Here is a 24,606-nt window from a genome sequence, read left to right on the forward strand (position 1 = left end):
AAAGAAGGAATAATGGAAGACGGACATTCACCATCCATAACGTCCCCTAACAACCGACCAACAGTAATCGCTATCTTAAGTGGAACCCACGCTTGGCTAAGAGAGTTAAGTCGATGGTGTAATGGATCGGTCGTAGACGTTGACCTTGCGGTAGCAATGTCAACGCAGGAGGTCATAGAGTACCTTCAAGCCAAAGCCTTGGTCGTGGCAATCCTGGTCGATTCAAATGCCAGCGAACAATTGATCTCAATCTACGAAATTGCCAAGGCACACAATATCAAGGCAATCAAGATCGGAACGACCCCAAATCCCCAAAAAGTGATCGAAGGATCTAGTAACTACCTTTGCTACCCCTTTAGTGTCGAGGAGTTCAATGGCGCGATAGAACCTATCTCTAAAAAAAACTCGCCAAAAACAGAAGCGCCAAAAACTCCAGAACCACCCGAGACCCCAGATAGCGATCCTTTTATTGACTTGAGCGATCTTCACCTAGGATTTGACGAGCAGAGCTTCTTAGAGGGGCTGGAGAGTCAAACAATCAACCAGGAACAATTCAATCCGATCTTACATGAATCCAACTTCAATCCAACAGAAATAGATAGCTTTGACTACGAAGGAGAGCTATACAACTTCGCAAATACCACAAATCCAATAGAGCAAAAGCCACAACCCCAATCAAGAACGTTTGCGGTCCTTGGCGTAGGCGGGTCTGGGGCATCTACGACTTCAATGGCGATCGCTCAAGCGTTAGCCCAAATGGATTCGACGCTCTTGATCGATATGAAAGCCGATGGTGACATCGGAATGTACCACGACGTCGATCGCGCCCACCCTGGCCTCGGCGAACTAATGGTTGGCGCGCGAAAGTCTGAGCTCACTGCTACCTATCTGCGAAACTTTTATATCCAGTGTCTAGAACGGCGCTATGTAATGATCGTTGGAACCAAGCGGCAAGAAGATACCTTGGCAGCACGAGAGAACGACCTAAGGAGTTTGATCGATAAAGTTACAGAGGAGTTCAACTACGTGGTGTTTGACATCGACAATAAGATTCGTGCTCCTCGGATCGTCGACGCCGTAGATCCAGATCCAACGGTCCTTGGAAGTGAAGTGGCGCTCGCCTTAGCTGACCGTGTAATAATCACACTTAGCGAAGACCTGCGAGGAATTCATGGAGCCCTCCGGTTACTCCATCGAGTCTTATCGCTTGGGACGCCCATTGCTTGCATTGCCTTAGTAGTCTGCAAATCCAATCGAACCATTCGACGCTCCTCGAATCCTCAGCATTCTCAATTGGAACGACTCTGCAACCAGGTTTGCAGTGAATTCATCCTCCACAACGAACCTAATACCTCAAAATCAAGACGAAACCTTAAAGTCAGCCCCGATAATGCTGCACTAAAGATCTTTACCTGCGGATTTGAGCGCAATTTAGAGTCAATTCATGAATCGATTAGACCACTTCCCAAAGGGTTATATCAACCCCTGATGTCATGGCTTGCACGTGAAGATACTCCCAAACAAACAAAGTCCGAACCTAAGGTCAATTTGCGGCGAATAATGCCTGGAGAGCTCGCCAGTGATGGAATCAATTGAACCGTCAAAATAAGAAGTCGCCCGACAAATCACCCCTTCAAAAAGAGAGTCATATCAAAATCAGATGCCTCATTGCGTATGTAGCCCCCTGAGCCAACAGCTCTCAAATGGCCACCTTCTAAGAGTGCGACAACCGAGGCCCGGGTGGAAAGTTCGGCTGCAAAAAAAAGTGATTCCGGGACCGAATCACCATATATTCCTCTGACAACATCCTTGACATCTTTTGGATTTTCGTCAAAAGAAAATAGAACTTGCTTCAACCTCAACATGCGATGACTCAGGTAATACCCTACGACCTCTTTGGATATCTCAGAGGTTAGGTCTGGTCCATGACCAGGTAAAAGATGACGTCGATCCAAGTCGTAAACCTTGATCAATGATCCGATGTAGCTTTCGAGGTCACCATCTGGAGCGGCCACCACCGAGGTACCCCTGCCAAGAATGTGATCACCGGTTAGGAGCTCTCCATCAGGTAGAAGAAAACAAAGATGGTCCCCGGTGTGGCCCGGAGTGCCAAGTGCTATCACCTTGGACGAATCAAGTTCGATGGAGTCATTATCTGAAAGGTGTATCATCTCCAAATCATCTAGGTGGCCATTCCCATAGACAGGTACTTCAAATTCTAAGCCGAAAGCCTTGGTTGCTTCAGAGTGATCAAAGTGACCATGGGTCAAAAGAATGCCACGTGGATCAAGCCCCTTTTTCTCGATTACTCCCTTTACCTCCAAGAGGTGCTCCAGCGTCGAAGGGCCTGGGTCTACGATAAATGTGGACAATTTGTCGCCCACCAAAAGATAGGTATTGGTTCCATCTAGAGTCATTGGCGATGCATTTGGTGCGACAATTCGTATCGCATTCGGTCCAATTTCGGTCACCGTTTCCATAGAGCCAAAAGGCACCTGTGCAACCCTAGGATCCACAACAGGCAGATCTTCGAAGTTCATATTTCACCATCTCCACAGTAAAACGATCGCACGAGATACTCCAATCTAGAATCCAAGAAGGACAGATCCCATAGTAACGATGAAAGTTCGTCTAAAGTCCTCTAGCAACTAGATTTTTCGCTATTGTGAGAATCAATATCGATGATTCTCCTCAGAGCTAAATGCCCAGGGTCCTCACCATCGGCTCATGTGATCATGAAGACAAATGCACCACAAAGCAAAAAAACAAAGCCATTTCTCATTGACCACGCTCCTTTTAGATCGTTGTGTAGTCAATGAGAAATGGGTAAGTTCTCGTCTTTTTTGAAGAGGATCTTTATTGAACAGGCTTTGGCTCATCATTCAAATCATTATGTGCATCCTCATGAACGAAGGTCGAACCTCGCATCCACGACGCAATGGCACTGAATAAACATAGTGCAAGAGCAAAGCTAAAGGCGATAGTAATTCCATGCTTAAAGGAGTTGGATATCAAGGTCGGAAAGTAACTCTTAGCAGTTAGCGTTGCAACGGTGTGAGCAGGCAGACTTGACAGCGAGGAGCCGAGAAGCGTCTTTATAGGATTGAATCCTAAAAATGCGCCAAACAATGAGGCGACTGCGGGCAGGTGCGCGATGTATGCCGCCTTATGAATACCGACTCCCGAACTTCTCAACCCCGAATATAGCTGACCAGGCAGGGTCGAGGATATTCCGGCAATCATAAGGGAGAAGAATATACCGATTGAAAGCACCTGCCCCGTGTTGGTCAAAGTAGCCAACATCCCAGAGGCAGTCCCTCTAGCGTTAGCTGGCACACTATTCATTACCGCCGAGCTATTGGGGGCCGCAAAGAGGCCAAATCCGATCCCATTTAAGACCAGAATTGGCGCGAAGACCCAGTAAGTGAAGTTGGTCGGAAGAAGAATCAGAAGGAAAAAAGAGATCGCGGCCACCAACATTCCCAGCGTCGCAAATAACCTCGCGCCAAAGCGATCTGAAAGGAAGCCTGAAACCGGCCCGGCTACCAAAAACCCTACAGTAAGAGGCAACATGTAGATACCGGCCCACAGAGGGGTGCGGGCAAAGCTATAGCCGTGCAGCGGCAACCAGATCCCTTGCAACCACAGGATCAGCATAAATTGAAGGCCACCTCGTCCAATAGCTGCCATCAGGTTCGCGGCGTTTCCAGCCGCGAAAGCTCTAATCTTAAAGAGCGAGATCTGAAGCATGGGATTTTCAACCTTGGTCTCGGTGTAGAAAAATAGACCGAGCAAGATGAATCCAGCTGCAAACTCTGCCAGAATCGTCGGAGTTGCCCATGACATTGTGTGGCCAGGGGCAGGCTGAATTCCGTATGTGATCGCGATGAGGATCAAAATGAGGCCACCTGCAAAGAGGCCTGAACCTAGATAGTCAATCTTGATCTGTCTACGCGGTGCCGAAGACTTCAACTTATAATATGCCCAAACGGTTCCAAAAATACCAAATGGGACCGAGACACCAAAGACGAGCCTCCAATTGACATCCGCCAAAAGACCGCCCACAATCAGACCAAGGAAAGCTCCAGAGAGACCGGCAACTTGATTAATTCCAAGTGCCGTACCCCGGCGCGATGGCGGGAAAGCATCCGCCAAGATTGCATTTGAATTCGCAAAGAGAAGTGCGCCACCAATTCCTTGGACGACTCGCATAATTATAAGGTAAAGGGCCGCACTGGATCCGCTACCTGGAGTCACCACTAAGGCAATAGATCCCAGGGTAAAGATTAGAAAGCCCAAAGTATAAAGGCGTACTCGTCCGAGAATATCACCCAATCGACCTAGCGAAACCACCAGAACAGCAGAGGCGACCGAGAATCCAAGAAGCATCCAAAGAAGATAACTTACGTTACTAGGCGCCAAGGGGTTGAGCTTGATTCCTCTAAAGATTGCAGGAAGTGCAATTATTACGATGGACGAATTTAAAAAAGCCATAAAGACGCCCAAAGTTGTGTTGGAGAGAACCATCCATTGGTAACGCCGTTCTTGCTTAGATTGACCGTCACCACCTGGTTCAGGTGCTTTATCAACAATCTTCATAATGCTCCTAATTATATGTTTTTATCTTATTTTAGTTGCATGTTACATGCAACTAAACAAACTCTTGATCTATCACTAAAATTTTTTGAGTTATTTCGAATGTTAACACCCTTTATCGGACTTGTTTGATATATATTTAAGTAATCGACAAAGCAGGTCGCTCCAGTCACTGTGAATCATGCTTGGTTGATATCAATTTTCGAATCGACCGGACAGGGTCCAAGCGTCATCAAGGCGTATATCCACAAGCTTCAAAACAGAAAAGCCAGTTTTCTCCTTGATCTCTATTGAAAAACCGCACGGCCAAAAATGACAACTTGAGCAAATAAGAAGACTTGCACAAGCCAAAACTCTGTTCGATGCTAAATCTATCGGTTAAATCCCCTTTTGATCTAAAACTTGGTCCCGAAAAATCGTCGATGTCGGCACGATCATCGCTAGATGTCAGATCCAAAATGAACCATCCAGGATCTCCGGGTTCCCGCTAGGAGAACATTTGGATCCTTGGGATCTTATTCAGGGAGTTATAAATTGACAATAATAAGCACCCAAACTCCACTACAGGAGATCGAGCGATCAGTTCAACTCATTGCACATGAGAACGATATTGACGTCACGATAGTCTCAAATCGCCCGAGGCTGGTAGGGATCATAAACCAAGAGATCGACCTTTGGCAACAGCGAAACTCGCACAGACCATTAACTGACGACTCTAAGCGGCATATATCGGGACGGATTGAATCCAACATTGTTGGCTATGGCCCGATTGATAGCCTTCTCGCCGACGATTCTGTTTGGGAGATCATGATCAACGCCCACGATTCAATCTTCATTCGACGACATGGCAGAGGAACCACTTTCCACCATGAAAGCTTTCATGACCCAGAGCACCTGCGAAGAACTATCGCGCGAATTCTCTCGGAAAATGGCCTAAATCAGCGCAAGCTAGAACCAGCTGATGGTCTCCAAGACGTGCAATTAGCCCAGGGCGCCAGGTTACACATAGTGCATCCCGACCTTACCAAAGAAGGGTCACTTATCGTAAATATCCGGAAATTTACGGGCCTGCCAATTCGTAATATATCAGAGCTGATCAAACGGCAGATGCTCTCAGCTTCTGCTGCTCGCTTTCTATTGAAAGCGCAAGAGGCCAGATCGACCATTATCTTTGCGGGGCCACCAGGATCCGGCAAAACTACACTTTTGGGGACTTTGGTAGGTGAGTTGCCACCTGAGACGAGAGTTACCATCGCCGAAGAGGTCCTAGAAACTCTAGTTGAACTGCCCAATGTTGCACATCTCCAAAGCCGACCCACAAGAAGTGATCGAAACGGAATCGACCTTAGAACTTTAGTTGCAGGCTTCTTGCGAATGTCACCAGACTTTGCGATCGTGGGAGAGGTTAGAGACAAAGAGGCGCTACCTCTCATACTCACCCTATCATCAGGGGTACCTGGATATACGACCATCCACGCCACCTCGGCGCGGGCGGCGCTTTCTCGACTGAGACTGCTAATCCAAATCGGAGGCTTCCAAATGCCCTTTAGCGCGGTCACTCAAATGGTTTCGGACGCCGTCGACCTAGTGGTTTATGCAAATCGAATTGACGGTGTCCCCAAAGTAACTGAGATTGTGGCGGTTGAAGATCCCAACGGTGGAGTCGACTCAAATTCCTTCACAACTTCCACGATCTTTGAACTTGTCGACAATAAGTTGGTGCCCAGCGGCCTCCTCCCCCAAAGGCTCAGACAAAAGAGCAGAAACAAAGGGATTGACATTACCATGGAAGAGCTCTTGAATGATTAATCCAGGACGCTTTAACACAAAGGAGCTGACGACTCTAGCCAGCGGGATCGCTTTCATTGGTGCATCAACCGTCATAATTGCGCACTCCAATGCGAAAAAACCCAAGGAAAACAGGGTCACCAGGAAAAAATAGTCGAAAAGGTCAACGTTCTACTGTCAACATTTAGCACGGGTGAACTCTCTTTGATCTTTGCACTCTCAATCTTTGCAACCGGAACTGCCCTCTCCTTGTCCTCTAGCCCCATCCTTGGATCGATTGTATTTGCGATCACGGCATTAGGCGGTGTCCGTGGGTTAAAGATCAAAAAAGAGACAAAGATCCGCGTTGATGCACTTAGAAGCTGGCCACTAATCCTCTCCGAGCTTCAACTACGCATCGGCACAATGGGCGCACCGCTTCCGAACGCACTCTTTTCATCTGGCAAATCAGCGCCGCCCACGATATCGAAGTTTTTTCACCAAGCCGAACGGAACTTCTCAATTACTGGCTCTTTCGACTCAGCCCTTGCCATCTTGTCCAAGGGTCTAAATGACAGCGGCACCTCGATAGTCACTGAACTTCTGAGTGTCGCCAAAGACGCTCCAGGGTCAGATCTTATGACACTGATCTCAGACTTACAAGAAGATAGACAAGCCGAATGGGATCGTCAAAGCGAATATGAGGCTCGCCTAGCAGGAGTTCGGTTCGCAAAATACTTCGTAATAATCGTGCCTTTGGGAATGCTTGGCGCAGGAAGCGCAATAGCAGGGACAGGGCCCTACCAAAGTTCGCTCGGTCAACTCGGTCTTGTCCTATCGCTTTTGGTTTTGATAGCAACGTGGGTTTGGGCAAGCCGTCTGTCGGATCCCAAGCGCCTGTATGCAACTCTAAAGACAAAAGAGGCGGTACTTCCAGAATGAATCCATCCATTCCAGCTGCATTAGCGACAATCTCATCGGGCATCGGAGGTGGAATCACCATATCAGTTTATTATCAAAAAAACCGATCCGCCAAAGAACGAATCTCTCGCCATTGGATAGCAGAACAAAGTGCGCCCTCAATCAATTTGAAAGGCCATAGTTCCTCGAAAGATCTCATAGAGGGATTAACTGCACGGAGTCGATGGCTAAAAGCCAACTACACACCTCACATAGCTTTGGCCACAATAGGACTGTTCGTTCTGTCAATTCTGAGCAGGTCCTGGTCGGTCTCTGTCTTGTCGTTCTTAGCCTTTTTATCTGGCCTAACTTTGGCGGTAGCATTCCCAGTCGTAAATGACCAACTCCGAAAAGCTAAAATCACAAAAGCGATCGATGCAAATCTTGCATTGGATATCGAAAAGATGGCTGTATACCTCTCCGCAGGACTATCAATCACATCTGCAATAGCACGGCTGTCCAAAAACTCAACCATCGCATGCAGAGCACTGTTTGAAGATTTAAATCTCTCCCTCGCCAGTGGAGTCGAACTCTCCGAGGCCCTCGCCATCTTACAGATCACATTCAATTCAGATTCTCTACATCGGTTTTGTATCATCTTAGAGAGCGGACTTTGGGGCGGAAACTTACCTAGGGCTGCCAGACATGAGGCTCAATCGCAAAGGGTCGATGCACATCGTCAAGCACTCGCCCTAATGGAAAAAAACTCGCAAAAAATTTGGATTCCAATCACAATCGCTGCATTGGTACCAGGCATCATCCTGATATTTATTCCTTTCCTCTCAATACTCCGCACCGTGAGCGGATAGTAAACCACCTCTCGAATTCAACTTTGAAAAACTATCGCGCCCAGAACGCCTCCAGTAACCAACTTCCAAAGGTATGCACCGCACACAAAAGATTGAGAGTCGCTATGTCACTAATAAATCAAACAATAATCAAAATAACCCTTTTGGTCGGAGACGGAGTTCATTGGCTTTCTCAGTGGAGAGATCGCTACGACTTTGACGAAGCCGGAGAAGGCGTCGTCTCTGCAGCAATAGCGGTCCTGATCTTCGCCTTTCTTGGGGTAATCCTATGGGTTGCCTTCAAAGCAACCATGGGAACTGCGACCAACACCATAAATGCCCAAGTTGCAAAGTTAGGACAATAACCTCACTTGAAAGATCCCAAGCAAGCAATCTCCTCCGAGAGCGGTACGGGAATCATTAGTTCGATAGCTGGAATTCTTGTCGCACTCTTGATCCTTCAGGCAATCGTCTACCTGGCCAGGATAGCTGATACCCGTATCCGCTCGCTTGCGGTAGCTCAAGATACTGCAAGACTCTTTGCCGGAATCGACTACCAAAATGGCTATCTTTCCCGAGCAACGATCCTAGATACCGCCAAGGCCGATCTCGGGTCGTTAGCAAAGCAATGTGCCCTAAATGAAACGACAAAAGCACCAATGAACGTCACGGTAGCGATACAGTGCAGTGTTCCGTTGATATTTTCCCTCGGAAATATAGTCAGTTCGTCCATAAGCTCACGTGCCACAATAACCAACTAACAAAGAGGAGTAATGAATGTATGCAATTGCAAAAGATGAATCGGGCGTTATCGATGTAGCCCTAGCCATCATCGCGCTAGTAATAGTTCTCGGCTTCTCCAGCTATATATTCGCGATCACGTCGGTAACCCAGAAATACTCAAGCGGCATCTCACAGACGTTGCGTAACTTGGTGAGAACGGCTCAAATAAGACAAACGCCTCTGAGCCAGAGCGAAAGCTTTACCCTAGCGGCCAGCTATCTACAGCAGTTGGGCATCTCATCTTCAACGCTCAACGTAAATACCAATATGACCTACGGGGGCTGCACTCTTGAGACCTTCACGATCTCTATCTCCAATCCCTTGATCGCCATAATTCCGATTACGTCGTCGTCCACGTCCAACCTTGGTATCTCGAAGGGCTGTCCATGAAACGTAGCCGACTTCGAAGATTATGTAGATCAGCTGCCACCACCTTCTGTGACCGAGATGAAGATCGCGGCTCGATCATAATCCTCGCACCAGCCATTGCTGTGGTTGCCATCACCCTCGCGGGACTGTTGATCGATCTAAATTACCTTTACATGGCAAAAACACAGCTTCAAAATAGAGTTGAGGTTGCGGCCACAGAAGCAGCTAACACAGTCAACAAATCTCTCTATTATCAAAATGGCACGATAGAAATCGATCGGAACGCTAGCGCTCAATTTTTGTGGCAATCATTAAATAATCACCAAGGTCACGGTTATCGAATAATCGCCTACAACTTCCTTTCGAGCGCCTCCTCTATTTGTGTCAACGCAACTGCATCTGTCTCCTTACCTGCATTTGCTGGAATACTATCGAGCATCGCTCCGACAATCACCTCGAAAACGGTTGCATATTTACCCAACCCCGTTAACAATCAACCGGTAACAATACCAAATTGCTAATCAAGCTAAATCACATTTGCTTAATCCACGATTCTCAAATACCTAAGTAAAACAAAGATCTTTCGCACTACTTACGTATGAGTCGATAATTTAAATAAATTAAGATTAACATCTATTACCTTTAACATTAATCTTCTATATCCCAGATTAACAAGCGATCCAATTAGCAATATCAATAATTCGATGGCTTCTACAAACTGGAAAAACATTTCAAACCGTAAAAATTGCGATCAGTGCACTCCTTTTGGTGATAGAGGTCGCGCAGAAACCTAAAACATCGTGATCAAATCAACAATTGAGCACCGCTACGCCAGGCTATATCTCTAAGGCCATCGTAACTGCGAGGAAGAAGATCGGCATTCCCAGCTGGAAGAGGATAATCTACGCCAACGCTGCACTAAACCCGAGCATCAGCCATAAAACCCATCTTTGAAAAGAAAAAGAAGAAATCAATTCACCAGTCTTACCCAAAGCAATTTGATCGGAGAATAACTCCAATCACAGACAAGCCAACAGCGCACAATTGCCAACCTTACAATCTGAATTCTCCGATATATAGTCGGTAGAGCAATAGCCCAATTTGTAAAAAAGGCTGGCGGTTAAGGATGAAGACCAAACAGGTCTGTCTCTTAATGTCCCTAGCCAAATGAACTCCGTGCACCGCCTCTGGCGCTTTATAGGCCCTACTAGCACAACAATTAACCCTCTGTAGTCGACCTCCACCAACTGAAGTAAAACCGCTTATCGACAAGATCCGAATCCCCAAAGAATATTAAATAACCTAGAACATCTCGCCTTAGGGTTATCCCTTATTTCTGGATCGCAAAGGGGGCATCGACAACCAAGTAACTCTTTTTTGCTACTATGGAGGTGAGGATCTCAAAAGGTTACATAGCGCCATCAAAGATCCACCTCAGCGACACTTTCAAGTGATCAACCCCTAACATCACCCAAAATCTCAACTCGGCGTTAGGATCGAAAGTAAAGATAAAGCCACCTTGTTGGGATGGCGTCAAAAAGATTAGACAGAAAGAGCTGATCAATGCTAATCATCAATAGCCAGAACACTTCTGTATATCTGTACGAAAATTACACCAATAATAACCAGAATAGCCTTAGACTCTTTTCCTTCATCGACGATCCTAAAGTACTGCTAAGAACCATACGCCAGGGTCAAATTGGATTGATGACAACTGAAATAATTAGTCTGACCAAATTCGAATCAATCGAACTCAAGTTTGAAGCACCGATTGACCATATGACGATCTTCAACTTTGAATTCAGTGACGGCAAGAGCCAAGAGCTAGCCATGCGCCACATAAAGCTGGAAGGTGCCACAAATTTCAGAGACGCTGGGGGATACGCTGGTCTCAAAGGTATACATATGCCTTGGCGGCGATATTTTAGAAGTGACAATCTTGCCAATCTAACTGAATCAGATCTTAAAGTCTTGAGCGAGCTAAAGATCTCGACTATCTACGATCTACGCCGGGATCAAGAACGCGAATTAAGTCCCACTCGACTATTGAAGTCGTCAGAGATCGAAATTATCGAAGTACCCATCACTAGCACAATTGCAGATCTAAGCGATGCTTTGCCAGAAATCCTAGCTGGCAAGCTATCTGGTCTTGACGATAACCACATGTGTGAAATGTACCAATCCATCGTCGACACTCACCTTGATGACCTCCTCGGGGTTGCAAGCGCAATCATCGCAAACGAACAGGACAACGTGATCTTCCATTGCACCGCAGGGAAAGACCGAACCGGTATTTTAGCTGCTCTAATTCAACTTAGTTTCGGAGTAGATCAAGAGACGATCTTCCATGATTTTTTACTTTCAAATAGATACAGAACTCCGCTTCGAATGAAAACGCTTGAACCACATTTTTTGGAACATTCAATTGATATACAAAACTTCAAGCCATATCTATCAGCACCATACGAGGCATTAGAGTCAATATTTGACGAACTAATCGAGGCTGCTGAAACGATAGATAATCCCAATTTATAGTCCTATCATCTCTCCCATATCCAAATTAGATAAACACGATAGCAAGTGAAGTTTTACCTCTATACTGGCGATACCCGCTTAGAATAGCGGTGCTACCTCGCAAATACTGACGATAAGTGTCTGACTAACGATCAGCTACCACTACCTAGCCTCTGAAAGCTAACGAGCCAAAACAAAATCCATTGCATTCACTAGATCGAAGAGAACGGAATAAAGTACTAAATCGCAATCTCTAATATGTAAGCTAGGAAATAACTGCAAGTCCGGCTTAAATTCAACAATCAATAACTCATATCTCTTGAACCTACACCCATTTTATCAAGATCCATTAATGTAGTCATAGACCTAAAAATCCGTTCGCTACGACGTTTATTAACTCAATCCACCCATAAATTGATGGCTTAGCGTACCTTTTAATAATTTATAACTAATTGGTCAACGATATGCTAAATTGATTGCATCTAATCCAAACTTTTGATCTCATCAAGACGACAATTCGAGGTATATATTAATCCTGACAGATTGATAAGATCCATTTCAAATGTTAACATTAGAGGCTAAGCAGGACAGTAAAAATGGCTAAAAATTCCTCGTCCACAATCTCTTAAAAACTTCAGACCCTTGGCACGAACATCTCAAACAATTGTTAGACATAGCCTTAAAGTCTCCCTTGAACGTCCTAATTTGATTGCAACGTTGCAAATAAACGTTGCAATATAAGAAGATTCCTCTACGCTCGTCACCGATCCCTCTCGGACTTTCCATATTGAAGCGCAAAACATGTCCATAAAACACCGGGCTCCATCGTCAATTTCGACCGTACCCGGCCTACCTCATGCGATAGGAGATTGCGCGAAACTCTTGCAACAAAAAATTTTCATCAAAAATCCCCTGGGTACTTAAAGTACGCTTTCACTCTAAATAGCGCTTGAACAGCCGTGGCCTATCTCTTGGATTGGCTTTGAAGATTTCGCCTTAGCTTGAAAAAGATCTGCTTGAAATTGCTTATATAAATTAAAAGGCCCGAATGGTTTTGGTAGACGTCTCCTGCTTCTCTAGGAGTGCTTTAGGCGTCGCCACAATCTTAGACAGGACCAATCCCGCAATGGTCCGATCGAGAGGCAAACATAAATCCCATAAGCGCCAATCCGAGGAGAAGATATGCACGCTATCGCCTGGGCACCAATGGTCACAGTTGAACACGAATTAGAGAAAATCGCAATCCTTCGCCAAAGGGAGAATACATGATACCCATAAAATCAAGATCAATCATCCGAAAACAACAAATATAAGAATTATTTGCTTCGTTTGGACATCGCGACCATTAAATGCCTATTATCGTGTCGCTTCAACTTTGTATGAAGTTTGTCACAATGTTAAGGGGGAAGCTATGCCTGAGTTACCGGAAGAGCATGCGGTAACAATTGAGGCTCTCATGGACGAACAAAGAAAATTTACTCCGTCCGAAGAGTTCAAATCGCAAGCCAACATCAATTCGCAATCAATCTACGCCGAGGGGGACGATTACGTAAGTTTCTGGGACGGTCAAGCAGCAAACATCTCATGGCGAACACCATGGACCCAGACGCTTGACTGGTCTAACGCACCATTCGCGAAGTGGTTTGTAGATGCAAAGTTAAACGTTACCGAAAGTTGCCTCGATCGCCATTTGGAAAAAAACGGCGACAAGGTCGCCTACTACTTTGAGGGCAAGCCTGGTGATTCCCGGGTCATAACCTACTCCGACCTCTACAAAGAAGTCAATCAGCTAGCCAATGGTCTAGAGAGCCTAGGTATTCAAAAGGGCGATCGAATCGCCATATACATGGGAATGATTCCAGAACTTCCCATAGCACTACTTGCCTCTGCTCGCCTGGGCGCAACCCATTCAGTAGTATTTGGTGGCTTCAGCTCAGACTCCCTAAGAGACCGTATCAATGATGCCGAAGCAAAAATACTAATTACATGTGATGAATCTTGGCGAAACGGAAACCGCGTAGCGCTCAAGGAATATGCAGATGCAGCGATCGAAGAGACACCAACCATAACCAATGTCGTCGTAGTAGCACGCACTGGCGCCAAAGTAAACATGGTTGACGGCCGCGATATCTTCTATCACGACCTAGTCGCAGATCAATCGACAGAAAAAGCAGCTACTGAGACCGACTCAGAAGATCCGCTTTTCATTCTCTATACCTCGGGCACAACTGCGCGACCAAAGGGAATTCAACACGCGACCGGTGGCTACCTAGTCGGAGCTGCCTACACCCATAAAAATGTCTTCGACGTAAAAGAAGACGATGTCTATTGGTGCACCGCAGACATTGGATGGGTTACAGGTCACACCTACATCGTCTATGGCCCCTTGGCAAATGGTTGCACAAGCGTAATCTACGAAGGTGTTCCCAATTTTCCTGACAAGGATCGTTTCTGGGAGATTATCGCCAAGTACAAGGTGAATCAGTTTTACACCGCCCCTACAGCAATTCGCACCTTCATGAAGTGGGGAACCGAATACCCAGCCAAGCATGATCTCTCCAGCCTCAAAGTCATTGGGACCGTTGGCGAGCCAATCAACCCAGAGGCCTGGATCTGGTATAACGAGAACATCGGAAACGGCACCTGCCCCATCGTTGACACTTGGTGGCAGACTGAAACTGGCCACATAATGATCTCACCACTACCTGGAGTAACTACCACCAAGCCTGGGTCGGCTACAGTTCCCTTACCGGGAATCGGTGCCGACATCGTTGACGACGAAGGAAACTCAGTTCCATTGGGCGGCGGTGGCTATCTGGTCCTAACTCATCCATGGCCTGGAATGTTGCGCACGATATATCGTGACCCAGAGCGCTTCAAAGATGTCTATTGGGGACGCTTCTCCAAGCCAGAAGAGAACAAATGGGTCTATTTCGCCGGCGATGGTGCTAAGCGTGACACCGACGGCTACTACTGGCTACTTGGTCGAGTCGATGACGTCATGAATATCTCTGGCCACAGAATCTCCACCCTTGAGGTCGAGTCGGCCCTTGTCGATCACCAAAGTGTAGCTGAGGCTGCAGTCGTCGGACGGGCAGATGCCACCACTGGACAGGCAATCGCTGCGTTTGTTACCCTAAAAGGTAACGTCGTTGGCAATGACGACCTACTTGCTGAGCTTCGAGAGCACGTAGCCACCAAGATCGGTAAGATAGCTCGCCCTGCTTCAATTGTCTTCACCGATGAACTTCCAAAGACACGTTCGGGTAAGATAATGCGACGCCTACTAAGAGACATTTCCGAGCAGCGAAAGCTCGGCGACGTAACGACCTTAGCCAATGCAGATGTTGTTCGAGAGATAGCCGATCGCGCAAATTCTGCAGCAGCTAGCCAAGCTTCTCAAGAGTAAAGAACTACTCGAGAGACAACGACGACTCAAAACGTATACAAAATATGCGCAGCAGTCGTCACTTCATAAGGAAAATCAATGGGGTTCTACAAAAACCAAAAGGTCTTTGACGAATTCAATGATTTTCCTTATGAGATCGATCAAGGATTTTTGCCAAGATCGATCGACCGCTCTTGGTTAGTGGTCCATAGGAGTAATTCTTAGAGGGACTACTAGCAGCTCAAATCGCACAAAATCACAAAGCTCGAACAACTCGAACCTGGGATTGGCCGCGATAAAGAGAAAGAGCGGTCATATTGGGGGAAGAAACTTTGTCAGAAAGGACAGAGAAAAAATAATGGCAGATAATACGCCTACAATCGCAGACCCAGGTCCGTTAGGACTTGCGGCCTTCGCTATGACAACTTTTGTGCTAAGCATCTTTAATGCCGGGATCCTCAATGCCAAGCTAACCGCCGTCGTGCTACCACTAGCACTCATCTACGGAGGTACAGCTCAGATCCTCGCTGGAATGTGGGAATTCAAACGCAACAATGTTTTTGGAGCGGTTGCATTCACCTCATGGCGCATTCTGGATCGCCTTCTTCTACTATGTCAAGTACGTAGCTGGCGGCCTTCCTGCAAGTGACGCTAACAAAGCAACCGGCCTATTCCTTCTTGCTTGGACCATCTTTACCGTCATCTTGCTCGTTGCATCCTTTGGGACCAATGGTGTACTGGCTGCGATCTTCGTAGTCCTTACTATCACCTTTATCTTCTTGACGCTAGGTGCATTCGGAAACAGCAGTGGGACAACCAAGATTGGTGGCTACTTCGGAATCATCACCGCTATCTTGGCGTGGTACGGAGCAATGGCGAATATCGCTAATACGACATTGGGTAAACCTATATTTCCACTATTCCCATTCAAGAAATAGTTGTAACTTTGCCAAATTGATCAGCTCAGCTTGATCTAATGCCCTATAAAAGTACGGCCCCAGAATCTTAAGGCGATTTCTCCCCTTGGGATTCTGGGGCTTACAATTTAATTAAATGCAAAGCGAATTTTAGTAAATTCGACCTCATCTATTCCATCGCGGACAATAAAATTGCAAAAATCATACGCTGAATTGAAAACAGGTCAAGCCATATTTGCGATGACAACAAACATTCAAAGGGCACCATTTGAGCTTACCCAAGAGTAGATTCCCGCTAATTATATGTCAGTGCCTCAACTGGGCTAGCCAAAGATCAGTCCAACCATGTATCTACTATTTTGAATGAACCTTTGCCTAAGAGTCGTCAGCCAAATCGATACTAACCTCTGGCCACTTCTACTATGAGAGCTTCGAATGGACCCCCTGAAAGTACCTCGCGTAACTTTACCCTCAACGACGACAGATCAGTAAAGACCACCCCACTTTCGTCGACACCTGGCAAAGCATCCACGTGTTCAAGGATCACGCTGATGCTATCGACGAAGTTTCCGACGCCATCCAACACGAGCAACTTAGCGAGAGCCTTCACGACCCCTTGTGGCTTATTGTAGCGGATATCAAGCAATATATTGCTGAATAGATTTACGGCTTCCCTTTGGCTTCTCGGATCAATTACTGGCTCTAGAAGGCCTCTGGTCTCAATCAAGAGAGTTGATAGGTCTTCAATTAAATACTCTTGACTTGAAGTAAATTTCAAAGACTCGCCCACATAGCCATTATTCACATTAGAAGAGATTGCCCTTGCAACTACAAGTGCGTCCATTGCCACAATTCGATCAAAGGCACGTACGAGAAAACTAAAGATCCCTAAATCGTCGCCGACGCCTACTTCAAAAAAACAGTTCTCAAGGAGCACAAGCATCTCGTTAACGCCCTGCGAATTATTGAAATCCAACTGGACTAGGTGATTTCCTATGTCCATAGCGATTTTTTTTGAAAGCATTACAAGTGTCCTTTGGAATTTTCGGTCAGCGACTGCTCGAAAAGGACAAGATATCCTCAAGACGCCTACCTTGAAATTCGTTTAGCTCTTCTATTGTAATCTTCGATGTGTCTATAAATCCAACCAGCTGATTGTGAAGCAGACGTCCTTTAGGCGTCAACACCAATCGCCGGTCTTCGGTTAGGCTATAGAGGTCTTCGGGAACGTTTTCCATCTCAAACGTCTGGGACGGAATTCCTAATACCGTACGAAGCAAGAGGCCCAATCCTTCAAACTTTGCGGTTTCAACATCTAGGCGCTCAGAGCCCGCTTTCGCACTCTTTTTATTTGATATCGAGGCGATCCACCTCAGGGAATCTCTGATATTCCAGGAACGTTCATCTCCAATAAAAGAGTGAGCACTTGGTCCAACTCCTAAATATCGACCCTGCATCCAATAGCTCCAATTGTGCTTTGAGTAGTGACCCGCTCGTGCGAAATTAGAGACCTCATAGTCAACAAAGCCAAAACCATCCAAGATCTCACAAATCACCAAATACTTCCAAGCTAGATCATCGTCATCAGGATGCATCTCTTTTTTAGCAGCGAGTCGGGTACCGCCTTCAACTGTCAAACCATAGATGGAGATATGATCCGGAGGGCACTCTACCTCCATTATCTGAGCAATCGACCCTTCGATGGATCCAAAGTCTTCCCCGACAGCACCATACATAAGGTCAACCGAGTAGGAAAGTCCACTATTAGAGAGTCGCCCAAGAGCCGCTCTAGCAGTCGATGATCGATGATCGCGACCTAGACGCTTTAGCTCGGTGTCGCTAAGCGATTGGACCCCCACACTAACCCTATTGATCCCTAATTTCAGATAATCTGCGGGTTCATCGGCCAAAGACTCTGGATTGGCTTCAATGGTAACTTCAGCACCCGGCGAGAGAGAGATCATTGCCATTATCTTAGATAAGGCTTCAAGGGAAAGAAGGCTGGGAGTGCCGCCACCAAAAAATACAGTGCCGAAGACAAGGCCGCTACCGGCCTCGGAGAGTTCTATTGCGAGAGCCTCTAGGTACCTATCCATGGAATCAAAACGATCGGACCAAGTTGCAAAGGCACAATACTCGCACCTAGAGATACAAAAAGGAACATGAATATACAGACCCATCACGACAAATAGGCTATCGCCTCGAACGAAACGATAGCCTTGAATTCAAAAAATTCAATCAATAACGCCTTAAACCGAGTTCATCTAGACGCGCACTCATCTGGTCTAAAGTGAGCTCAAAGATACATCCGATCACCCGAAGGTCGTCGGTTCGAATCGTAATCATTCGACCGTTGAAATCTTGCCTCTGAACCTGGATCATTCCAAGATACCGTTTCAAGACGTCACGCTCAGGTCCTGAAACTTCATTAAGACGATTTAGATCAATCGTAACTTTTGTCTCAGTCGGCGACGAACGACGATAGGTCACCTCTGGCTGCATCATAGGATCAAGAATCAGATCCGCCGAATTAATCTCACCAGAACGGAATTCACTCGGTGGTAAATTTAAAGTGAACGGATCCTTAGGTAAGAGTTGATCAATCGGTACATCATATAGTGCTGCCAGTCTTTGAAGACGCGGAACAGAGATCGATCGCTCGCCCCGTTCGTACGCACCAAGAACAGACGCCTTAAACTCCAGCTCCGACATAGCTTCAACAGCTTGGAGCGAAAGTTTCTTTTGCTTTCTAACCGAACGAAGCCGCGACCCAACCGCTGCTGCGTATCCGTCTACTAATTCTTCATCTCTTATCGTCATAATTCTTCGCATGGTTATGTGGTTACTAGTGAAGATACTAGCGCAAAAAGCTCACGTTAGGCGTCAAAATTACAACAATGTCAGATTAATTTTGGAACATTCCCATTGCCAATGAAGCTGCAACTAAAGCGGCCGTCTCTGCACGCAGTACATTTCCAGGAAGACGCCATTTCGTAACAGTTGATGGTATTTCACCAGGAGCAAAGCCACCCTCTGGACCGATCAAGACCGAAGACGGTGGAAGGACTAGATCCTCTCCGTCTATATCACATACGATCACCCGATCCATAACTGCGTCATAGTCACCAAATGAAAGCTCGGGCAGATATAAGCTTCGGGATTGACCGGCCGCCTCCCTTGTGATCTTTGTGAGTCTGGCGAGACCTAATCGACCTTCACCTAGACGCTGTGGTACAGAACGCGAGCGATGAGCCTCAACAAGGGTAATTCTTGCTACACCCAATTCGGTGAGCTTTGAGATAGCTATATCTAACCGATCTGGATCAATAACGCTTAGAACCATCTCCAAGATTGGCGCTGAAAAATCACGATAATAGCGATCACCATCCGTCTGGAGAACCAGCACCTTGTCTCGTTTATTGCGCCGAGTTGTTCGATCGCTTGGGTTACAAACGACTCGACAGGGAACTACAGTCCCTCTTCCATCACAAAGGGTAACAGAATCACCCTCTATGAGCCTCTTTACCACAAAAAGATGATGGGCCTCGTGCTCAGTGAGATAAGGCTCATTAAAATCGTCTACGATCAGGTGCGCTTTAGAGACCAAATGAGGATCTGAAATTTTATAGCCCAAACCAATCAATCAACTAATTAAAAAAGTGCCGACTTTATGCGCGAAAAAAGGCCAGCTTCGTGATGAGCAACTATATCTCCCCTTACCGTTGCCAATTGCCTAAGTAGAGTCTCTTCTTCGTGGCTTACCGCGGTGGGAATGTCAACCGAGACTGTGACGATATGGTCACCGCGTCCACGAGATCTTAAGTGAGGAACACCCTTACCACGAATCGTGAAACGCTTCCCTGATTGAGTTCCCCCTGGAATAACCAGCCCTTCAAGACCATCGATCGTCTCAACCTCGAGTTCAACCCCCAGCGCTGCTTGGACGTAACTGATGTGCAGGACTGAATGGATGTCGTTTCGCTCTCGCGTAAAGCGAGGATCTGGTGTAACTCTCAGCGAAATAAAAAGGTCTCCAGGCATCCCGCCCCGACCTCCCGCAGCACCCTTGCCTGTCAGGTGTAAGGTGGTCCCATCATCCACACCCGGTGGCACATCGACGGTATAGGTTCGATCCACGGTCCTTCTACCGTCACCTCGACAGTCCTGGCATGGAGTTGAAATAATCTGACCATTTCCTCGACAGCGATCGCATGCAACTGTCGTAACCATACGTCCTAGAATCGTCTGGGCAATCTTCTTGACGCTTCCTGCGCCTTGACATGAGGGACATATCGTAGGGGTGGTTCCTGGCTTAGATCCATTGCCGCCACAAGTAGTACAGGTAGCGGGCACACGAATCGAAACCTCCTTATGAACCCCAAATACGGCTTCCTCAAAGGTGAGTGATACGCTAACTTGCATATCTTCACCACGCAATGCGCCAGACCTTGAAGTTCGGGCATTTCCTCCGAAAGCAGCACCAAACATCGACTCGAAAATGTCTCCGAATCCACTTTGTCCAAAGAAGTCATTGGGGTCACCGCCCATTTGTGAGGCTCCGCCTTCACCATAGACGTCATAGGCTCTACGCTTTTCAGCGTTGCTAAGAGTCTCATATGCCCTAGAGACCTGCTTGAAGCGCTCTTCGGACTCTTTGTCACCAGGATTGGTATCGGGGTGTAGCTCACGGGCTAACTTGCGATATGCCTTTTTGATTTCATCATCTGAGGCGGTACGAGAAACTCCAAGAAGTTCATAAAAATCTGCTGCCATCTATCCCTCGCTAAGTCTCTTCCCAAGGTTCTCACTGACCAACTGAACAGCGCCGATCACCGAACCATAATTCATTCTTGTTGGACCAATGAGCCCAACGCTTCCCACTTGAATACCATCTATCGAATACGGGGCAGCAACCACTGCGCACTCCCGCAAGGAGGTAAGCCCGTGTTCGGAGCCAATAGCCACCGCCTGCCCTGTGGAGATCACAGATCTCAACAACGAGACCACGAGATAATGACGCTCCAAAATTGAAATTATTCCACGCACGGTCTCAAGAGCATTAAACGAAGCAGCCACCGTGCTGGCTCCTCCAATAAATACACCGTCTCGCTCAGCGTCGGCGACTGCACTTTTAACTGCGACAAAGCAACGCGAAACCAAATTACTAAAGTCAAGATCGTCAAAATATGGAGCTTCATCGACCGAATGAGGCTCCTTCTCCTTGAAATGGTCGGTCATAACCTCTGAAAGCTGCTCAAGTTGCCCGTAATCGACATCTAGGGGCCATTCGATAGCTCGTTTCTCAACCGACCCATTTACATCGACCACTACAGCCAGAACGAGCCTAGAGGCAAGTCCTACGAACTTTACGGAGATTATCTGTGCACGCTGCGGAGAGGGGCCTGTAATAATTGCCGCACAATTAGTCAAATTCGTCAATAGCGTCGTTGTCGCGCCCAAGAGTTCGTCTATCTCCAAGTGAGCAGATTTGAAAAACCCCAAAACCTGGTCGCTCTTGTTTCCACCATCAGCTTCACCCATAAGTTCATCGACGTAGCGACGATATCCCTTTTCAGTGGGCACTCTACCGGCACTGGTATGGGGTTGACGAAGATATCCTTCACTCTCTAGAAAACTCATGTCGTTTCTAATTGTGGCCGACGATACAGCAATATCGGTAGTTGCAACAATATAGGCAGAACCAACTGGCTCAGCAGTTCCAACGTACCCTTCCACAACTGCACGTAAGATTCGCGCACGCCTATCATCCGAATGAGAGCCCAATTTCGACTCCTAACGACTAAATCTTGAAGTTTTCTAGCACTTAAGTTTACCGAGTGCTAAAAGTTTTCCGGAGTTTTATGGCTCGTTTGGTGACCTTGCTACAACCCACTAACGCCGTACTGGCAGATTGAGCAATCGCGACACCGTCAAAATATATCGACACCGTCTCAAAAAATGGTAAGTCAAATTATGATTTCAGGCAAAATATCCGCGGAAACCAAAAGACAAAGCTTACATTGGGGATCGACTAAAAGACTTTGGACGTACATCAACCATTGAATCGAGAACAATGAAAAGCTACCCGAAATCTCCTCCTTCAGATTTAGGGATTTCAATAATCCTTCCGCTAGAGCCAGTAGGTGACAAATAGTTAGCAAAATGCTATGTGACAACCTTACAAGTCCAGGTTGACAATGAAAACTACAGCGTCACCTGAGGTCTTAGGTGACCCTATCATAAAAGTGCAAGATCCTCTCGCGATAAAAGATCGCAAAGGTATCGACGATGGTATTGAAGACTGCTCGGCTATTGACCGTAGAGGTAAGTCGTTCCCGAATCACCACCGGTGCTTCAAAAAAGTTCCGATATCCCAAACGGCGAGCCACCACAAACAGCTCCAAATCGAATGCGAACCGCTTTTCAACCATCAGTGGGAGAACATCTTCAATTACTTGACGGCGAGCAAGTTTGATTCCTGTTTGGGTATCTCGAATGCTCAAACCGAACAGAGCCTTAATCAAGAGTTGATACATTGCCGAATAGAGACGCCGGATTGGAGGATATACGACTTTGGACATTGGGTGACGCTTCGATCCAAGCACAATATCAGGCTCATAAAGCGCGACCGTGCCAATGAATGCCCTAAGTGCAGATGGATCGATATCCCCATCAGCATCGATGAACCCAAGGTACTTTCCACGACCTAGCGCCAAACCCGTTCTAAGAGCAGCACCTTTACCTTGACGTCGCAGGTGATATACGTCCTTGATGGTAGAGATTCCGATCTTAGAGATGGTGGAAGGACTTGAATCAGTCGAACCGTCGCTTACCGCGATCAGCTCATATGAGAGGCCGACGCTATCTAGAACATTCACCATCTCACGAATAGCGCTTTCAAAATGCTCACCCGGATTATAAAACGGAGTTACAATCGAGATAAGAGGAACTTCGTCTTCGCCCTCAGGCACAAACTTCTGGATAGCGTTCGAGGAAACAATGACATAGCCGTGAGACTCAATCTCTTCAGCTAGCGAATACTCATTATCCTTCAAAACCGCTCCTTGACTAGTCCAATATTTCGAAGTTCCGTATCTCGAGTCACCGATTATCCCTAAAACCATACCCTAGGGGGTACCAGAAGCCACAAAACCACATCAAGACTCAAAATTCAATAGTGCACGCAAGAAACTAGGCTACCCTCACAAAGATACCAAGCAACTATCGGCGAAAAATCAAAGAACTATTAGGCGCTTATCGCACCTGGTCGAATCAGACTCTATGCCTATCAAAACAGTAGGCCTCCTCCATCCATAGCCCCATCAATTCAACAAGCCACCAAAACTCAATAAAAGATCTAAGAGATAGCTAGGGCACTCAACCTCGCAATTGCAGCCAGCAGCCCCTCTAATTTGTGTAAACTATGAATCCTTCTTGGAATGAATCTTCGATTTCATACGCTCTATGTGGCTAAAGGGCTATCCAAGAAACCCTTTGACGTCGCCAATCATGAATCGAGGCGGTCTGTTTGCTGGCAACGCTCGTAATCTTTCTACGTGAGGGGATTGAAGCATCTCTAATCGTTGCGATCCTTCTCGCCTACCTTGACAAGATCGGGAAAAGGGAAAACTTCAAAGACGTCATTTTAGGCGTGAGCGTTGCGCTAGCCTTTGCTCTAATAGCTGGAACAGTAATTTACCTGACCCTTAAAGATTACGCGGGAACACGCCTTCAAACCCAATTCGAGACGGTCACATACCTCATCGCCGCAGGCGTAATGACCTATATGACATTTTGGATGACCAGTCACTCCAGAAAAGTATCAACACAACTAAAAAAACAGACCAATGAAGCCCTTGAGCGAGGTGCACGCCTAGGAATCGCGATAATGGCAGCCCAAGCTGTGGGGCGCGAAGCTCTCGAAGCGATGGTTTTTACTCTTGCAATCGTCTTTGCTACCAGCGCGAAGGGCGCCATTATTGGCGGTGCAATTGGGTTACTTGCTTCTTTAGCCTTTGCTTTTTCGATCTATCGCCTTGGAAAAAAGCTAGATATAGCTAAAGCGTTTCGAATACTTGGGATCGCACTCATGGCATTTGGCGCTGGGCTTTTGGTGGACGCAGCGGAAAACCTCCAGAGTCTGGGATATCTCCCTCTACTTCGAGAGACGATGTGGAACTCTTCGTCGCTTTTACCCGACTCTTCAACTCTCGGTGATATCGTCCATAGCTTTTTTGGATACGCTTCAACACCCACAGTCCTACAAGGCATTGTTTGGATCACTTATCTAGTTACCGTTATGACAATCTACATTCGATTAACTCATACGAAAATGACTAAAAAAGCGCTCTGATCGCAATCTCAGATCCTCTGAATTAGATAGGTTTACGACCTAGATACGAGGTTGTCCATAGCGGTGAGTGTCAGGATAGTTGGCACGTTTGCTTAGTTTTTCGATTAATAGTTTTTTGACATTTTGGTGCCGGCAAAATCTAGCTAATTGCGGTTTCTCATGGATCGACCT

General features: G+C 46.6%; 20 protein-coding genes and 1 pseudogene. 12 read left to right on the forward strand and 9 right to left on the reverse strand.

The features are described 5' to 3' along the window. Nucleotides 1–12: 12 nt before the first annotated feature. Entirely contained in the window at nucleotides 13–1,596 is a 1,584-nt protein-coding gene (locus ACIDITHRIX25_RS76120) for a CpaE/TadZ family protein (RefSeq protein ID WP_052606363.1), read from the forward strand. A gap of 29 nt (nucleotides 1,597–1,625) precedes the next feature. Here ACIDITHRIX25_RS76120 and ACIDITHRIX25_RS76125 read toward each other — a convergent pair whose 3' ends face one another. Both ACIDITHRIX25_RS76125 and ACIDITHRIX25_RS76130 read right to left on the reverse strand, forming a co-directional pair. Further along, on the reverse strand, nucleotides 1,626–2,540 hold the full coding sequence (locus ACIDITHRIX25_RS76125) for an MBL fold metallo-hydrolase (protein ID WP_052606362.1): 915 nt from the start codon (nucleotides 2,538–2,540) through the stop codon (nucleotides 1,626–1,628). Between the two features lie 316 nt (nucleotides 2,541–2,856). Next, nucleotides 2,857–4,599: an MFS transporter gene (locus tag ACIDITHRIX25_RS76130; RefSeq protein ID WP_052606361.1), complete on the reverse strand. Its 1,743-nt coding sequence runs from the start codon at nucleotides 4,597–4,599 to the stop codon at nucleotides 2,857–2,859. A 531-nt stretch (nucleotides 4,600–5,130) separates the two neighbouring features. Here ACIDITHRIX25_RS76130 and ACIDITHRIX25_RS76135 point away from each other — a divergent pair. The 10 genes and pseudogenes from ACIDITHRIX25_RS76135 (at nucleotide 5,131) to ACIDITHRIX25_RS76180 (ending at nucleotide 16,103) form a co-directional block, all read left to right on the forward strand. Then, complete coding sequence (locus tag ACIDITHRIX25_RS76135; RefSeq protein WP_152626082.1) at nucleotides 5,131–6,405, forward strand: TadA family conjugal transfer-associated ATPase; 1,275 nt, start codon at nucleotides 5,131–5,133, stop codon at nucleotides 6,403–6,405. 183 nt (nucleotides 6,406–6,588) lie between these two features. Further along, nucleotides 6,589–7,305, forward strand: a complete 717-nt coding sequence (locus tag ACIDITHRIX25_RS76140; RefSeq protein WP_201733001.1) for a hypothetical protein — start codon at nucleotides 6,589–6,591, stop codon at nucleotides 7,303–7,305. Beyond that, a complete protein-coding gene (locus ACIDITHRIX25_RS76145) occupies nucleotides 7,302–8,132 on the forward strand; it encodes a type II secretion system F family protein (protein ID WP_052606357.1) in 831 nt (276 codons plus the stop codon). The genes ACIDITHRIX25_RS76140 and ACIDITHRIX25_RS76145 overlap by 4 nt, the downstream gene beginning before the upstream one ends. A 104-nt stretch (nucleotides 8,133–8,236) precedes the next feature. Beyond that, nucleotides 8,237–8,476, forward strand: coding sequence for a hypothetical protein (locus tag ACIDITHRIX25_RS76150; RefSeq protein WP_052606356.1), 240 nt, complete (start codon nucleotides 8,237–8,239; stop codon nucleotides 8,474–8,476). A gap of 6 nt (nucleotides 8,477–8,482) precedes the next feature. After that, a complete protein-coding gene (locus ACIDITHRIX25_RS76155) occupies nucleotides 8,483–8,872 on the forward strand; it encodes a hypothetical protein (RefSeq protein WP_052606355.1) in 390 nt (129 codons plus the stop codon). 16 nt (nucleotides 8,873–8,888) lie between these two features. Beyond that, entirely contained in the window at nucleotides 8,889–9,284 is a 396-nt protein-coding gene (locus ACIDITHRIX25_RS76160) for a hypothetical protein (RefSeq protein WP_052606354.1), read from the forward strand. Further along, on the forward strand, nucleotides 9,281–9,784 hold the full coding sequence (locus ACIDITHRIX25_RS76165; RefSeq protein WP_052606353.1) for a pilus assembly protein TadG-related protein: 504 nt from the start codon (nucleotides 9,281–9,283) through the stop codon (nucleotides 9,782–9,784). Before ACIDITHRIX25_RS76160 ends, ACIDITHRIX25_RS76165 begins: the two co-directional genes overlap by 4 nt. A gap of 1,042 nt (nucleotides 9,785–10,826) precedes the next feature. Further along, on the forward strand, nucleotides 10,827–11,798 hold the full coding sequence (locus tag ACIDITHRIX25_RS76170) for a tyrosine-protein phosphatase (RefSeq protein ID WP_052606352.1): 972 nt from the start codon (nucleotides 10,827–10,829) through the stop codon (nucleotides 11,796–11,798). Nucleotides 11,799–13,188: 1,390 nt separating this feature from the next. Continuing rightward, on the forward strand, nucleotides 13,189–15,186 hold the full coding sequence (gene acs / locus ACIDITHRIX25_RS76175) for an acetate--CoA ligase (RefSeq protein WP_201733002.1): 1,998 nt from the start codon (nucleotides 13,189–13,191) through the stop codon (nucleotides 15,184–15,186). Nucleotides 15,187–15,583: 397 nt separating this feature from the next. Continuing rightward, nucleotides 15,584–16,103: pseudogene (locus ACIDITHRIX25_RS76180) on the forward strand (acetate uptake transporter). A gap of 379 nt (nucleotides 16,104–16,482) precedes the next feature. Here the strand turns inward: ACIDITHRIX25_RS76180 and ACIDITHRIX25_RS76185 are convergent. From ACIDITHRIX25_RS76185 to ACIDITHRIX25_RS76215, 7 genes are all read right to left on the reverse strand, one after another. Further along, on the reverse strand, nucleotides 16,483–17,106 hold the full coding sequence (locus tag ACIDITHRIX25_RS76185) for a hypothetical protein (RefSeq protein ID WP_052606350.1): 624 nt from the start codon (nucleotides 17,104–17,106) through the stop codon (nucleotides 16,483–16,485). Nucleotides 17,107–17,131: 25 nt separating this feature from the next. Further along, nucleotides 17,132–18,262 carry a radical SAM family heme chaperone HemW gene (gene hemW / locus ACIDITHRIX25_RS76190; RefSeq protein WP_249685763.1) on the reverse strand — a complete coding sequence of 377 codons (1,131 nt, stop codon included), beginning with the start codon at nucleotides 18,260–18,262 and terminating at the stop codon, nucleotides 17,132–17,134. 58 nt (nucleotides 18,263–18,320) lie between these two features. Beyond that, nucleotides 18,321–18,902, reverse strand: a complete 582-nt coding sequence (locus tag ACIDITHRIX25_RS76195; protein ID WP_052606348.1) for a transcriptional regulator — start codon at nucleotides 18,900–18,902, stop codon at nucleotides 18,321–18,323. A gap of 85 nt (nucleotides 18,903–18,987) precedes the next feature. Then, on the reverse strand, nucleotides 18,988–19,716 hold the full coding sequence (locus tag ACIDITHRIX25_RS76200) for an RsmE family RNA methyltransferase (RefSeq protein ID WP_201733006.1): 729 nt from the start codon (nucleotides 19,714–19,716) through the stop codon (nucleotides 18,988–18,990). A gap of 17 nt (nucleotides 19,717–19,733) precedes the next feature. Then, on the reverse strand, nucleotides 19,734–20,855 hold the full coding sequence (gene dnaJ / locus ACIDITHRIX25_RS76205) for a molecular chaperone DnaJ (RefSeq protein WP_052606346.1): 1,122 nt from the start codon (nucleotides 20,853–20,855) through the stop codon (nucleotides 19,734–19,736). After that, nucleotides 20,856–21,866: a heat-inducible transcriptional repressor HrcA gene (gene hrcA, locus ACIDITHRIX25_RS76210; protein WP_052606345.1), complete on the reverse strand. Its 1,011-nt coding sequence runs from the start codon at nucleotides 21,864–21,866 to the stop codon at nucleotides 20,856–20,858. Nucleotides 21,867–22,306: 440 nt separating this feature from the next. After that, nucleotides 22,307–23,137, reverse strand: a complete 831-nt coding sequence (locus tag ACIDITHRIX25_RS76215) for a glycosyltransferase (protein ID WP_052606344.1) — start codon at nucleotides 23,135–23,137, stop codon at nucleotides 22,307–22,309. Between the two features lie 473 nt (nucleotides 23,138–23,610). On the opposite strand from ACIDITHRIX25_RS76215, the gene ACIDITHRIX25_RS76220 reads away from it, so the two are divergent. Next, nucleotides 23,611–24,435: an FTR1 family iron permease gene (locus tag ACIDITHRIX25_RS76220; protein WP_201733007.1), complete on the forward strand. Its 825-nt coding sequence runs from the start codon at nucleotides 23,611–23,613 to the stop codon at nucleotides 24,433–24,435. The last annotated feature ends 171 nt before the right edge of the window (nucleotides 24,436–24,606 follow it).

It is taken from the genome of Acidithrix sp. C25, from assembly GCF_904848545.2.

Bases quoted from the DNA above. Each gene is read 5' to 3' on its own strand.
- ACIDITHRIX25_RS76120 (WP_052606363.1), top strand. From the start codon at position 13: ATGGAAGACGGACATTCACCATCCATAACGTCCCCTAACAACCGACCA.
- ACIDITHRIX25_RS76125 (WP_052606362.1), bottom strand. From the start codon at position 2,540: ATGAACTTCGAAGATCTGCCTGTTGTGGATCCTAGGGTTGCACAGGTG.
- ACIDITHRIX25_RS76130 (WP_052606361.1), bottom strand. From the start codon at position 4,599: ATGAAGATTGTTGATAAAGCACCTGAACCAGGTGGTGACGGTCAATCT.
- ACIDITHRIX25_RS76145 (WP_052606357.1), top strand. From the start codon at position 7,302: ATGAATCCATCCATTCCAGCTGCATTAGCGACAATCTCATCGGGCATC.
- ACIDITHRIX25_RS76150 (WP_052606356.1), top strand. From the start codon at position 8,237: ATGTCACTAATAAATCAAACAATAATCAAAATAACCCTTTTGGTCGGA.
- ACIDITHRIX25_RS76160 (WP_052606354.1), top strand. From the start codon at position 8,889: ATGTATGCAATTGCAAAAGATGAATCGGGCGTTATCGATGTAGCCCTA.
- ACIDITHRIX25_RS76165 (WP_052606353.1), top strand. From the start codon at position 9,281: ATGAAACGTAGCCGACTTCGAAGATTATGTAGATCAGCTGCCACCACC.
- ACIDITHRIX25_RS76170 (WP_052606352.1), top strand. From the start codon at position 10,827: ATGCTAATCATCAATAGCCAGAACACTTCTGTATATCTGTACGAAAAT.
- acs (WP_201733002.1), top strand. From the start codon at position 13,189: ATGCCTGAGTTACCGGAAGAGCATGCGGTAACAATTGAGGCTCTCATG.
- ACIDITHRIX25_RS76185 (WP_052606350.1), bottom strand. From the start codon at position 17,106: ATGCTTTCAAAAAAAATCGCTATGGACATAGGAAATCACCTAGTCCAG.
- hemW (WP_249685763.1), bottom strand. From the start codon at position 18,262: ATGGGTCTGTATATTCATGTTCCTTTTTGTATCTCTAGGTGCGAGTAT.
- ACIDITHRIX25_RS76195 (WP_052606348.1), bottom strand. From the start codon at position 18,902: ATGACGATAAGAGATGAAGAATTAGTAGACGGATACGCAGCAGCGGTT.
- dnaJ (WP_052606346.1), bottom strand. From the start codon at position 20,855: ATGGCAGCAGATTTTTATGAACTTCTTGGAGTTTCTCGTACCGCCTCA.